Here is a 13,117-nt window from a genome sequence, read left to right on the forward strand (position 1 = left end):
CAACCTCTCTTCTGGTTCGTGAAAGCAGTGATGGCAGATTAGTCTAGCCGGTGCGATAGTTAGTTCAACTACATATGTTACATGATTCAGGAGTGATTCTGATCTTTATGCTGGTCTGGTGCAAGAAAGAGCGTATCATTTGGAAGCTGAGCCGCTTCTTCTTTGGACATACCCAAATTCGTAGATAACAGGTCGTCCGGGTTACCGGCAATCCATTCACTCAGATCAATGGCTTCGTAGTGTCCGCTGTTGAAGCCGATTAACACACGACAGACGTCGTCTCCGGTATTTTTGATATAATGACCAGCCCCCATAGGTGCATAGCCGACATCGCCTGCTTCGAAATGCTCTGTTACAGCATGACCTTCTGCCAGGAATACCGTCATTTCAGCCTGCCCGCTGATGTAGTACTGCCATTCGTCCGCGTTAGGATGCCAATGCATCTCCCGTAGCGCACCCGGCTGTAATTCAATGAGTGACCCAGCCATTGTGGTGGAGATGGGGAAGTCTTCGACGGTCACTGTACGTTGCGTACCGCCTCCTGGTGCTCGTCGAGGCTGTTTGGCAAGGAGTGGATACCGATGAATCGTTGTTAGCTCTGAGTTGCGGCGATATGTACCAGAAGAGGAGCTATCGTTGGGCACAGGCCCTTTGGCAAAGTAAGCTTCGCCCTGATTCAGCTTGGCTGCCTGCTCTTCGGTGATACCAAGATTCTGAGCGACAATGTTGTTCGGTGTCTGTGTAAGGAAATCTGTGATGCTAAAAGTATGATCCTCCGAGAAATCACCATTATCAAAAATCAAAATAAAATGACATTCGTCTGGGCCAAGTCCCTGAATGGAATGTCCATATCCGCGCGGGAAATACCAGACATCACCGGGCTCGAACGTATCCGTGTAGGCATGTCCATCCGGATGAATGACTGTTGTACGACAGGAACCGCTGATGACGTAAGCCCATTCTGCTGCGTTTGCATGCCAATGCAGTTCACGCATGCCTCCCGGCTCGAGTCGCATGGATACGCCAGCAATGCCGATTGAAGCAGGGAAATCTTTAACCGAAGCGCCGCGGGTAATTCCGCCAGAGCCTGTCCGAGGTTCCTTTTGTTCAAGACGATATTTAAAAGATGTCATCATGATTCCTCCTCACATCAAATTAGGTTTACATGTAAATAGTTGAATATACCGTCTATGTTCTTTTAACCATATCCTACGAATCTATTCAGTTATACCTTAGTTAATATGAGGCAAATGGGAATTATTCATTCGAGGGTCATTCCATTTTTTTGTACATATTGTGCCGCAGGTTCTCGTTGAGTCGAATGATAGACCACAGTAGCAGGTTTATAATTAATAATTTTGAACAATTCCTCGGCCATATAGCCTGTGCTGTGCCTGAATTCCTGATGAATCCACTCGATAATCATGCCAAAGATGGCATGCGCCTGATAACTCGCAAACAGCTCGCGGTTGATATGCGTCGGGAATATTTCGTTCAGATCCTGTAAGGCGAGGTCGCGAAGAACATTACAGATCATCTGCTGGAAACTGGACGATGCCTCGGATGTGACGGCAAGCGTATAGAATGCAGCATGCTGATAGACGTGCTCGAAGATGCGGATGGCTGATGATGGCATATGACTCACTTCAAATATTTCTTTGCCTTGATACGGTTCACGGTAAGAGGTGACCAGGTCTTGAATGACATCGTCGATGATCTCATTAAACAGGTCTTCTTTGTACTGATAGTGCTTATAGAAGGTTCCCCGATTCAGATCCGCCAACTTCACAATATCGGTAATGGATATTTCTCTAAAAGGTTGCTTTTGCATAAGCTTAATGAGTGCATGTTTCAGCGCAGCTTTGGATTTCTTAATTCTTCGATCCGTGGATTCAGTAGGGGCTGACATCGAATTTCCTCCCTTATATAGGTTGTTCAAAAAGTACGCTTTTGATTACGAAGGATGCCTGATGGCATCATCAGCGTCGAATCTGGGATTCAGCCGAAATGTCCGTTTCTCACGTAGTTTTGCCTACGCTCCGCTACTCCATTTCTATCTTCAACCCATCTTCTCGGTACTGAAAAGCGAACTTTTTGAACTCGTATTTTAGCAGTTGTTCAAAAAGTACGGTTTAATAAACGTACAATAAGCGTTTGAAGTGTTGGTTAACGTACAATAGGACATGCTTTTACTGATTGATCCCAAAAGCTATGACTTATTATACTAAGGATAAGAGTTAATGAACATTTGTTTGTTAACTTATTGTAAACGAATACAAAAAGGAGGAACTAAGATATGAAACTTCAAGATAAAGTTGCTGTTGTGACAGGTGCAGGTTCAGGCATGGGGAAAGCGATTGCCACACTATATGCTAGTGAAGGTGCCAAAGTTGTTGTGTCAGACATTAACGAGCAATCCGCTCAGACGGTTGCTAGTGAGATTAAGGAAGCAGGCGGAGAAGCGATCGTGGTTTTGGCTAATGTGGCCAAAGAGGACGATGTGCAAAATCTGATTGATGTGACGGTAAGCACATACGGTACTGTGGACATTCTGGTGAACAATGCAGGTATTATGGATGGCATGGAGCCAGCAGCAGATATCACGGATGAGAAATGGGAGAGATTGTTCGCCGTAAATACAACCAGCGTAATGCGGACTACGCGTAAAGTATTGCCAATCTTCCAAGAGAAGCAAAAAGGAGTCATCGTGAACATAGCTTCGGCAGGCGGATTGCATGGCGGACGTGCGGGAGCCGCTTATACAGCTTCCAAACACGCGGTAATTGGTTTCACCAAAAATACGGGGTACATGTATGCCGAGCAAGGCATTCGTTGTAATGCCATCGCCCCGGGCGCTGTGGCTACCAATATTGGTTCCACGATGGCTGGGATAAGTCAATTCGGGGCTGGACGTCAACAACTGGGTATGGCAATCAACCCACGTGTAGGTACGAGCGAAGAGATTGCGAAAGTGGCGCTGTTCCTTGGTTCGGATGAATCCAGTTTCGTTAACGGAACCGTCATTACGGCGGATGCCGGCTGGAGCTCCTACTAATTTGAGTGTGTAATGGTAGAATCGCTAATGAAAGAATGATCGGACGGAGCATGTAAAAATCAATGCAATTACAGCCCTTTAAGTGGTAGAAGAGAACATACACAACCGTGCGTATAATTCTGTAAAATCAATCGAGGAGCCGCATCTCATGATGCGGCTTCTTTATGGTGACTCTACTAACGAGTCAATCTCGTATATTGTGATCGAATCCCACTAGGTTTTAGGACAAACGTTTGCACTGACACACAAGAACCTTCATACGTCAGCTAATGTCAGCTCAATGATGACTTGCTTTTGGAGTAGAGTGAGGATTCTCGCACAATTAATCGATGTGGAATAATGACGGGATTATGCGTTTGCGGCTCCCCGCTTATAATTTTAAGTAACACCTGAACTGCCGTATAGCCAAGCTGATAGGTTCCGATATCGATGGAACTGAGTGGCGGTGAAGCCAGTTCGGATAAGGCTATATTGTTAAAGCTGACCACGCTAATATCCTCAGGTACCTGATATCCCAGCTCGGCAAGAGCTCTCAATACTCCAAAAGCCACATTATCATCAATAACAACAATGGCCGTGGGTCTATCAGGCAAAGACATGAATAGAGACATCGCTCGGAATCCGCTCTCTTGTAGGAATTCACCCTCCACAATCCAGTCCCGATTGGCATGTAGCTCTGCTTCGGCAAGAGCTTTCTGGTATCCACGCATACGATCATGGGATAACGTAATTTCTGGCGGGCCACTCACGAATCCAATCCGCGTATGCCCTTGTGCAATGAGATGCTGCGTTGCATCATAAGCAGTTTGCACATTGTCATTATCCACCATGGGTGCGTTTGGGTGAGCTTCACTACGACCGATCAGGACAAAAGGAAACTCTTCCTCTTCAAGAAATGAAATGATCGGATCATCTCGCTTCGAACCTAGCAGCAGAATGCCATCTACTCTTCGGCCGTGCACAAGCCGGGATATGGCATGAAGTTCGTCATCGGATGATGTTTCAGTTGTTAGCAGCAATTCATAATTGTTGCGTGTGGCGAGTGAAATAATACCTCGTAGCAATTCCCCAAAAAAGTAGTTCTGGAACAACTCCTCTGCAGGGCGCGGAAGCATAATCCCAAGGGTTTGCGTCGTTTTGGACACAAGGCTTTTCGCCATAATGTTGGGATGATAGTTGAGTTCTTTCATAATTTGCTTTACTTTGAGAGACGTCTCGGCGCTAATTCTGGGATGGTTGGAAATCACCCGTGACACTGTAGAAGGGGAGACACCCGCCAATTTGGCTATATCCTTGATCGTAATCATGTAATAAATCCCCTCTGAACAATCATTTCAACTTTCCCCTATGGTAATGCAAAGGATACGAGAAATCAATTATTACCTACCTGATACAGAATACGAAGGAAGTAAAATAAAGGAAGAATGAGTTAGAAGAAGGGAATAGAGAATTACTTCCGCAAAATGAGAGAAAATGGTTAAAATTGAAGCGATATGGCTTGTGCAAACGTTTGTACAAAGAAAGTATCGTATTGTATGATGTGAGTGTTATTGTAGCGCTTACATCTCTGGTTTTACATACTTCCGAGCACATTTATCCCTACTTATCGAACCAAAATGTGATTCTGTCTTTTATTTGAGCAAACGTTTGTACAAAAAAGAACAAGGATCACAGTACCTGACATCTTACGTTGATCAAAGGGTGAAGAGCGCAATTTCGTTGAACCAAACAGAGGGAAGGGGACATTTTACATGAGAAAATGGCAAGGGGCAACAATGTCTGTCGTAATGGCTTTCACACTGGCCGCATGCTCGGCAGGAGGGGGAACTACATCTCCAACAATAGCAGGCGAGAATCCGGAAGAAGCTGTACAACTGACAGCCGAGAATCTTCAACCAGAGGAAGGAGCAACCTTGGTCATCTGGGAGGACAAAAATCAAAGCAGCTTCATTGAGCAGAGAGTGCAAAAGTTCGAAGAGAAGTACGGTGTAACCGTCAAAATGGAGGAATTGCCTCCAACGGATCAGGTGACGAAATTAACGACAGATGGACCGGCAGGGCTGGCAGCAGACGTGGTCGTGTTTCCACATGACAAAATTGGTAGCGCTTCAGAAGCGGGACTGATCTTGCCAAATGACATTTTTGAAGCAGAAACCGTAGCGAATACAAGTGAGAATGCCCTCAAGGCGGTGACGTTCAAGGATATCTTGTACGGATATCCGTACAGCGTTGAGACATATGCCCTCTTTTATAACAAAGCATTATACCCGGAAGCTCCACAAAACTTCGATGAGATTATCAGCTTCGCCCAAACCTTCAATGATACCAAGTCCAATCAATACGCATTGATGTGGGAACTGCAGCAGTTCTATTACAATTATGCGTTTCTGGCATCGCAGGGCGGATATATCTTCGGTGATAACGGGATGGATAGCGGAGATCTTGGTTTGAATAATGAAGGCGCTCAGAAGGGTGGGCAGTTCCTGCAGACACTGAAGTCTGAAGTGTTGCCACTCAAGATGGGTGATGTGAACTACGATATCAAAAAAGGATTGTTCTCCAGCGGCAAGCTGGCGATGGATATTAACGGGCCGTGGACCATTGCGGATTACCGCAATGCGGGAATCGACTTCGGTGTTGCTCCACTTCCAGCGATCGATGGCAAACCGATGACATCTTTCTCAGGGGTCAAAGCTTATTACGTAAATGCATTCACGCAATATCCGAATGCCTCCAAGTTGCTGGCTGCGTTCCTCTCGAATGAAGAGGCTCAGATGGAGAACTTTGAACTGAATGGTACACTTCCTGCGAACAAGAATGTCGCAGCGAACCCGAAGGTTCAGGAAGATCCGATCAACAATGCGTTCCTGGAGCAATTCAACAACTCCACCCCAATGCCTTCGCTTCCTGCTATGGACAGCGTCTGGGGCCGATCACATCAGCCATTACGGATATCTGGGATACGGGCAAGGATGTCAAAGCATCGCTGGACAATGCCGTGAAGCAGATCCAGGAGAGCCTTGCAACCGTGCAGTAGGAACGAACGACGACACGAAGATATGCTTAAGAACAAGCTGAAGAAGTGAAACTAAAAGCTTTCTGAAAGAAAACTTGCTTCGGAAGCGCCTACATGACTTTTCCCCATATGTTCCCATTTAGAAAAGGAATTGAAAAAATCTGGGATAACAAGGTCGGAGAGGAGAGAGCGAATGCAACAGCAGCATGTCCCGGTGCCTGTAGGCCCCGGAAGGGAGAAGCAGCACCGGATGACAGCGGCCATATGTTCCATCATATTGCAAGGTCTGGGGCAGTTATATAATCGGCAATGGATCAAAGGAATTGTACTACTGTTGCTGGAGGGAGTAGGGCTTGCGTACCTGCTTCCTCGCCTGTCCCATGCGGTATGGGGAATATGGACACTGGGAGAAAATACACAGCGTTTTGTCAAAGTGAATGGTTCCACCGTGCTTCAAAAAGGAGACCATTCCATCTTTTTATTGCTGGATGGAATTATCGTATTGCTGGTATTTTTTGTGTTTATTCTGATCTACATTTTGAATATCCGGGATGCATACATGACCGGGCTTGCTAGAGAAGAAGGCAAGCAAATACGAAGTGCAGGAGCCACCATCCGCAACATGATGGATCGAAACTTCCCATATCTGTTCCTGTCCATTCCGGCACTGGGGATACTCTTTTTCACGATTATGCCAATCTTGTTCACGGTCACCATCGCGTTTACGAACTATTCGGCACCGGATCATATTCCGCCGGCTAAATTGGTAGACTGGGTTGGTTTCAAGACATTTACGGATCTCATCCAGCTTAAGTCATGGAGTCAGACGTTCTATGGTGTCCTCACCTGGACGGTGATCTGGGCCATTCTAGCTACGGTCACTACCTATTTCGGTGGTGTGCTCGTGGCGCTATTAATTGAACAGCGGGGCATACGCTTTAAGAAGCTGTGGCGTACGATTTTCATCCTGCCTTACGCCATCCCGCAGATTATTTCCCTGTTATTGATGCGCAATCTGTTTAACGGTCAGTTTGGGCCGATTAATACGTATATGAGAGCTTTTGGGCTAGAGGGATTACCTTGGCTGACCGATCCGTTCTGGGCAAAGGTTACAGTCATTGTCGTCAATATGTGGATCGGTATCCCGGTTAGCATGGTGCTGATTCTAGGCGTATTGACAGCCATTCCACGTGATCTGTATGAGGCTGCTGAAGTGGACGGTGCTTCTGCATTCCAGAAATTCCGAATCATTACGATGCCGTTCATTTTATTTGCGACTACACCGGTGCTCATTATGCAGTTCGCTGGTAACTTCAACAATTTTAATGTCATCTTCCTGCTGACTAACGGCAATCCGCTACGTGGGGATTATCAGTATGCTGGCGCAACGGATCTGCTCGTAACCTGGCTCTACAAGCTCACGCTGGATAACAATAAGTTCAACATGGCTTCTGCGGTAGGTATTATTATCTTCCTGATTATCGCTTCATTCTCCATCTGGAATTTCCGCCGCTCCAAGTCATTCAAGGAGGAGGACATGATTCAATGAAGACACGCAATAATCCGGTGCGCCTGGCTGTGAGTTACCTGCTATTACTGATCATTGCCGTCGTCTCCATCTATCCGGTGCTCTGGATCTTTCTCTCTTCCCTAAGACCGGGTGCGGCATTGTTTAGTGAGCGTCTGTGGCCAGAAGCCTTCACGCTATCCCATTATGGTGAACTGTTTAACAATCCATCCTTTATGTATGGCCGCTGGTATATGAATACGCTGAAAATTGCCTTTTTCACGATGATCTTCTCGACACTCATGGTGACATTGGGGATGTATGCCTTGTCGCGTTTCCGTTTCCGTGGGCGCAAAGCAATACTTTCCACCATGCTGATTCTTGGCATGTTTCCAAGTTTCATGAGCATGATTGCGATTTATATCATTTTGCTGCAAATCAAATTGCTCGATACCCATACTGCGCTTATTCTGGTCTATTCTTCAGGAGCAGTACTTGGGGGATTCATCGTCAAAGGATTCTTCGACACCGTTCCGCGCAGCCTGGATGAAGCGGCTCGTATCGATGGTGCAAGCCACTTGCGGGTATTCACCAGCATCATTTTGCCATTATCCAAACCGATGTTGACCTATGTGGCTTTAACCAGCTTCACAGGGGCGTGGATGGACTTTATTTTTGCCCGTCTGGTACTGCGTACGAAGGAGAATTGGACACTTGCGGTAGGAATGTGGGATCTGGTCAACCGTTATCAGGACAGTAACTTTACAATGTTCGCCGCAGGAGCGGTACTAATCGCCATTCCGATTACGCTGTTGTTCGTTTTCCTACAGCGCTTCCTTGTTCAAGGTCTCACATCGGGGGCTTCCAAAGGGTAACTGTGCTCTGTGCATTATTTCGTCCGCGATCTTGTCGTAGATTAAATATATGAAGTGATAAAACACGTGGCAGTTCAAGCGGTGGTTAAGTATTAAGTGGCGGTTAAGTAGCCATCGCATATCGATCAAGTAGCACATGAAGTAAAACATAAATAATACACGCCAAGCAGGCACTTCCCGTGATTTTATGTCTAAAGTTGACTGACATCATTACGGAAGTGCCTTCTGCTTCAATATGAGTTTACGAGTCTCTACCCCCAAACTAATCAACCCGTACCATGTATAAACCCGGAGTCTACGCTGCCTCAGCGTACTCCGGGTTTCGTGATGGGTTTATTTTCAATCAATTATCGTGTTATTGCCAGTTCACTGTAACCGTAGCTGTTCCGCTTGTCGGGGTAGTAAAGGTATGGTTGGAACCGCTTTCCCACGTAACCGTGGAGCCGTTCTTTTTGAAGAACTTGAACTCTAGCGGTGTACCGGCTGGAACACTAACGTCATAGTACCAGGTTGGATATGCATGAATGACCTGATTGAACGCTGGGCCAATTGCGGTGGAGCCTGTGGACCAACTTCCTAACTCAGCCACGTTTCCAGTCAGATAGATGTTCTCGCCGAGTGAAGTGGTGGCGTTATTGATGACAAACCGGACAGAAACCTGATCTCCGCTAAGAACCGTAAAATCGTTATACGCATTGCTACTGACTCCGCCTGCTGTTACTTTCACTGCGTAAGTTCCCGCTGCGACGGCTGGAATCTTGACTTTGATCTGTGTATCTTCCCAAGAGGTGATGGCTGCACCTGTTACTGCTGTAGTTCCAAAGTGTACTGTGCCTTTGGAAGCACCGAATCCTCGACCATCAATCGTGACTTCATTTCCCGCTTTGCCCATGGTTGGACCTACATTACCAATGGTTGGAGTGGTCTCATTTGCTGTATACTGCCAAACGGCTGTAGCGCCTGCTGCAAGATTGAAGGACGTGATGTTTCCTCCATTAGAGGAAATCTGACTGCCATTAAGTGCGCCACCAAGCACGTCCGTATATGTACCCGTAGGAAGCGAGGTGGTTAGACCTGAGATGGATGCAGACGCAGAGGTACTACGATTGATTGCAACGACAGCCACACTTTTGCCGAATTTGCGCTCATAGATGTAGACGTCGTTGTTGATCCAGCGTTGCTGCGTTGAACCATAGGCAATTGCCGGATTGGACTTACGTAATGGAGCCAGTTTGCTGATGACATTGAACGCCGTAGATGTTTTGGAGAAGGAAGGCATCTTACCACGGTTATCTGGATCACCATTCCCGGTCATATATTGCTCTGTTCCATAGTAGATGGCAGGTACACCGCGCGAGGTTAATGTAAATGCCAAAGCTTGCTCCAGACGGCGATTGTTTACTGCATTGGTTTTGAAACGATCCATGTCGTGATTATCGATAAAAGTAACCTGATCATGGATGTGATCGTAATCCGCTCCAGTGCTGCTAATCATGGAATCTAGTGCGTACATCGTGGCCGTATTGTCACGGAAGACATTCCGAACCTCTTGATTGAAGCGGAAGTCCAGCAGACTCATACCGGATTTATTCGCAAAATCATTATTATCTGCATCTGAAGCAGATGATCCCAGGAACCACTCGCCAAAGGTAAACACAGGCTGATGTGTATAGATCGAAGACATCCAATTCTTTTGCCAGCCCATTGGCATATGCTTCACGGCATCTACACGAATTCCGTCAATGCCCATATCCAGCCACTGCTTGATTGCATCCTTGAAATACGTATCAATTGTACCGTTATTGTGGTTCAGGTCAGCCAGGTCGTAGAGGTTTTTATAAATGCCGTTCTCCAGTGTGGAGAAGTCAGAGCCGCCATTGTGATGGAAATACTGGTTGGTATCATTGGTGTACCCGCCTACAAGGTTGCCATTATCATACAACCTGCCATTCTCAGCAAATGAAGTATCGGTTTCCATGGCGGGAGAGGTATGGTTAGGAGCGAAGTCGATGATGATCTTAATGTCTTTGGCATGAGCCGTGTCGACCAGGTTTTTGAAATCAGTCATCGTGCCAAAGGCTGGGTTCGTTTTCTTGAAGTCGCGCGCCCAATAGCCATGGTAGGCTGTGTTGTTGACACCCGAATAGTTGATGAGGGAGTAGATATTTTCAACAGGTTGAGAGATCCAGAGCGCGGTTATGCCTAGATCGGTAAAGTAGTTATCATTAATTTTGTCAATTAGACCCTGCCAGTCACCACCACAGTACAATTTAAGATTGCTACAACTTGCGTCATAAGCTCCTCCTGTTGGATTGTTGGCGGGGTTGCCGTCAGAGAAGCGGTCTGTGAACACCTGATAGATGACATCTGTACTGAAATTCTGCTTATTGGTTACGGCAGTATCAGGATCTGCGAAAACAGACGCTGTGGTTAGAAAAGGGAAGGCGCTTCCCGCCATCAAGCCGAGTGCCAGTGTGGCACTGAGCATGACTCGCTTGGTTAATTTGAACATGGTAATCCACCCTTCATCATGTAGTTTGGATATCGTTCTAACTTACCGTAATAGCGCTTACAAATAATGAATCTCTCAATTTTATGGAGCACATCGCCTCCCTTATGGCATGCCAACAACCCCGGCATCTCCTGCTGGAGTTACCGGGGTTGTTCTAAACCATATTGGTTCAAAAGCATAGCCCTCGAGTTATCTTCACAACGTTATAATAATTAAATATTGGTTTAGTTGTCAATATATAATTTAAAAGCATTTATTTTCTAGTAATCTATTGTTTCATATTCTTCAACTGTAATAGTCGGAATCCGAAAGCTTCAATCTGGAGCTTATTCGTCTGATCCGTTTGAAATGAATCTTTGTTGAATACATCATGCCAGGTTCCCGCTACAGAAAGCGTGAGATCGAGCGAGCGGGATTGATCACCAGCGTTGAGTATAAGCACGAAATATTCCCCTGTGTGCGGATCATGTCGTTCGATAACTAGGCAAGGATCGCCAGCACTGGCATGGAGCATGTTGAGATTAGCGCTGCGAAGTGCAGGATGTTGTTTGCGTAAATGAATGATTGTTGTGAAGAAACTAAGAAGATCCTTGTTTTGTTTGTCTTCGTCCCATTCCATGCATTTACGGCAGCCAGGATCGTAGCCACCTTCGAGCCCAACCTCATCTCCATAATAGATGCAAGGTACGCCAGGATAGGTGAAGAGCAGGAGCAGGGCGAGCTTCATTTTGCGTACATCCCCCTTACATTCGGTCAGTAGTCGCGGCGTATCATGGCTATCTAACAGGTTAAATGAAACCTCAGTAACCGATTGAGGATAAGCAATAAGCAGTTTACCGATCTCGTCAGCGAACCCTAGGCCATCCAGCTTACCGTGTACAGCATAATCGAGCACAGAGTTAGTAAACGGGTAGTTCATCACCGCGTCAAACTGGTCACCCTGAAGCCACATGATGGAATCATGCCAGATTTCACCCAATAGGTAGGCATCGGGGTTAATGCTTTTGACGGTTTGTCGGAATTCACGCCAAAATTGATGATCCACCTCATTAGCCACATCAAGTCGCCAGCCATCTATGCCGATGTCCTGAATCCAGTAACGTGCCACTTCCAGCAGATAGGATTTCACCTCAGGATGCTCTGTATTTAACTTAGGCATCAAGGGTTCGAAGGCAAAGGTATCATACGTTGGTATGCCATCCTCGATCCGTGCCGGCCAATCCCGAACGTGGAACCAATCAGCATAGGGGGATAATGCACCATTTTCAAGGATATCGGCAAAAGGGAAAAACTCTCGGCCTGAGTGGTTAAATACCGCATCTAGAATCACTCGTATCCCACGCTTATGACAGGCATCCACCAGTTCTTTCAGTTTCTCATTCGTGCCGAAATGAGGATCTACCTTGAGATAGTTGCCAGTGTTGTATTTATGGTTCGTCGTTGCCTGGAACAATGGACAGAAATAGATTGCGTTAATGCCGAGGTTAACCAGATGGTCGAGGTGGTTGATAATGCCCTGCAAGTCACCTCCGAAAAAATTAACTGGCGTAGGCTCACCGCCCCACGGCTCCGCATTGGCTGGACTGATGGAGGGATCGCCATTAGCGTAACGTTCAGGGAATATTTGATAAAAAACAGCTTCTTTTACCCAAGCAGGAGCTTCAAAAATATCTGCCGGATTCATAAATGGGAAATCGAAGAACTCCAACGAATTTTCCGGCAGTGCTGTCTCGAATCTGCGTTCGGTCATCCACACACATTGATCATCCTTCTCTAACCGGAAACCGTAACGTAACCGGCGATAAGGTGGCTGTACCTCAACTTCCCAATAATCGAACAAGGCATCGCTGGTGAACAGATGCATGGGGAGAGTTTCCATCGTTCGATCCCACGCATACTTATCCCCGATAATGGCATAGGCGGCGTCTACATCTCCGCGCTTGGATCTCAGCCGAAGATGCATTGTAGAGCGGTCATAAGCGTACGACCAATTTAATTTGGGACGATGGTAAATAGCTTCGAGTAGCATTGAAGTCACTCCTTATGGATAAAAGTTATAGAACCCGGCTATAAACGCAAAAAAGGCACAACCCCCAATGTTCACGAGGTTGTACCTTACGGCAGCATAGCCTTTTGATTATAGCGTTATTAT

At 46.4% G+C, this 13,117-nt stretch carries 9 protein-coding genes; 4 read left to right on the top strand and 5 right to left on the bottom strand.

All coding sequences use genetic code 11. From position 1 onward, the window contains the following. Positions 1 to 86 precede the first annotated feature (86 nt). Together DMB88_RS04940 and DMB88_RS04945 are read right to left on the bottom strand one after the other, a co-directional pair. Entirely contained in the window at positions 87 to 1,136 is a 1,050-nt protein-coding gene (locus DMB88_RS04940) for a cupin domain-containing protein (RefSeq protein WP_254438460.1), read from the bottom strand. A 125-nt stretch (positions 1,137 to 1,261) separates the two neighbouring features. Beyond that, on the bottom strand, positions 1,262 to 1,909 hold the full coding sequence (locus DMB88_RS04945; protein ID WP_128100442.1) for a TetR/AcrR family transcriptional regulator: 648 nt from the start codon (positions 1,907 to 1,909) through the stop codon (positions 1,262 to 1,264). 387 nt (positions 1,910 to 2,296) lie between these two features. On the opposite strand from DMB88_RS04945, the gene DMB88_RS04950 reads away from it, so the two are divergent. Further along, positions 2,297 to 3,055 carry an SDR family oxidoreductase gene (locus tag DMB88_RS04950; RefSeq protein ID WP_128100443.1) on the top strand — a complete coding sequence of 253 codons (759 nt, stop codon included), beginning with the start codon at positions 2,297 to 2,299 and terminating at the stop codon, positions 3,053 to 3,055. Between the two features lie 272 nt (positions 3,056 to 3,327). On the opposite strand, the gene DMB88_RS04955 is transcribed toward DMB88_RS04950, so the two are convergent. Beyond that, positions 3,328 to 4,362: a LacI family DNA-binding transcriptional regulator gene (locus tag DMB88_RS04955; RefSeq protein ID WP_128100444.1), complete on the bottom strand. Its 1,035-nt coding sequence runs from the start codon at positions 4,360 to 4,362 to the stop codon at positions 3,328 to 3,330. 444 nt (positions 4,363 to 4,806) lie between these two features. On the opposite strand from DMB88_RS04955, the gene DMB88_RS04960 reads away from it, so the two are divergent. The 3 genes from DMB88_RS04960 to DMB88_RS04970 all read left to right on the top strand — a co-directional run bounded on the left by DMB88_RS04960 (position 4,807) and on the right by DMB88_RS04970 (position 8,453). Next, a complete protein-coding gene (locus DMB88_RS04960) occupies positions 4,807 to 6,057 on the top strand; it encodes a sugar ABC transporter substrate-binding protein (protein ID WP_368028319.1) in 1,251 nt (416 codons plus the stop codon). Between the two features lie 207 nt (positions 6,058 to 6,264). Next, the gene (locus DMB88_RS04965) at positions 6,265 to 7,620 is read left to right on the top strand and encodes a sugar ABC transporter permease (RefSeq protein WP_128100445.1); all 1,356 of its coding nucleotides are present in this window, start codon (positions 6,265 to 6,267) and stop codon (positions 7,618 to 7,620) included. After that, positions 7,617 to 8,453 carry a sugar ABC transporter permease gene (locus tag DMB88_RS04970; RefSeq protein ID WP_128100446.1) on the top strand — a complete coding sequence of 279 codons (837 nt, stop codon included), beginning with the start codon at positions 7,617 to 7,619 and terminating at the stop codon, positions 8,451 to 8,453. Before DMB88_RS04965 ends, DMB88_RS04970 begins: the two co-directional genes overlap by 4 nt. 355 nt (positions 8,454 to 8,808) lie before the next feature. Here the strand turns inward: DMB88_RS04970 and DMB88_RS04975 are convergent, their stop codons facing one another. Further along, on the bottom strand, positions 8,809 to 10,965 hold the full coding sequence (locus DMB88_RS04975) for an alpha-amylase family glycosyl hydrolase (protein ID WP_128100447.1): 2,157 nt from the start codon (positions 10,963 to 10,965) through the stop codon (positions 8,809 to 8,811). Positions 10,966 to 11,233: 268 nt separating this feature from the next. After that, positions 11,234 to 12,994, bottom strand: coding sequence for a glycoside hydrolase family 13 protein (locus DMB88_RS04980; RefSeq protein WP_128100448.1), 1,761 nt, complete (start codon positions 12,992 to 12,994; stop codon positions 11,234 to 11,236). Positions 12,995 to 13,117: the final 123 nt, after the last annotated feature.

Source organism: Paenibacillus sp. DCT19 (assembly GCF_003268635.1).
Classification (GTDB): Bacteria; Bacillota; Bacilli; order Paenibacillales; family Paenibacillaceae; genus Paenibacillus.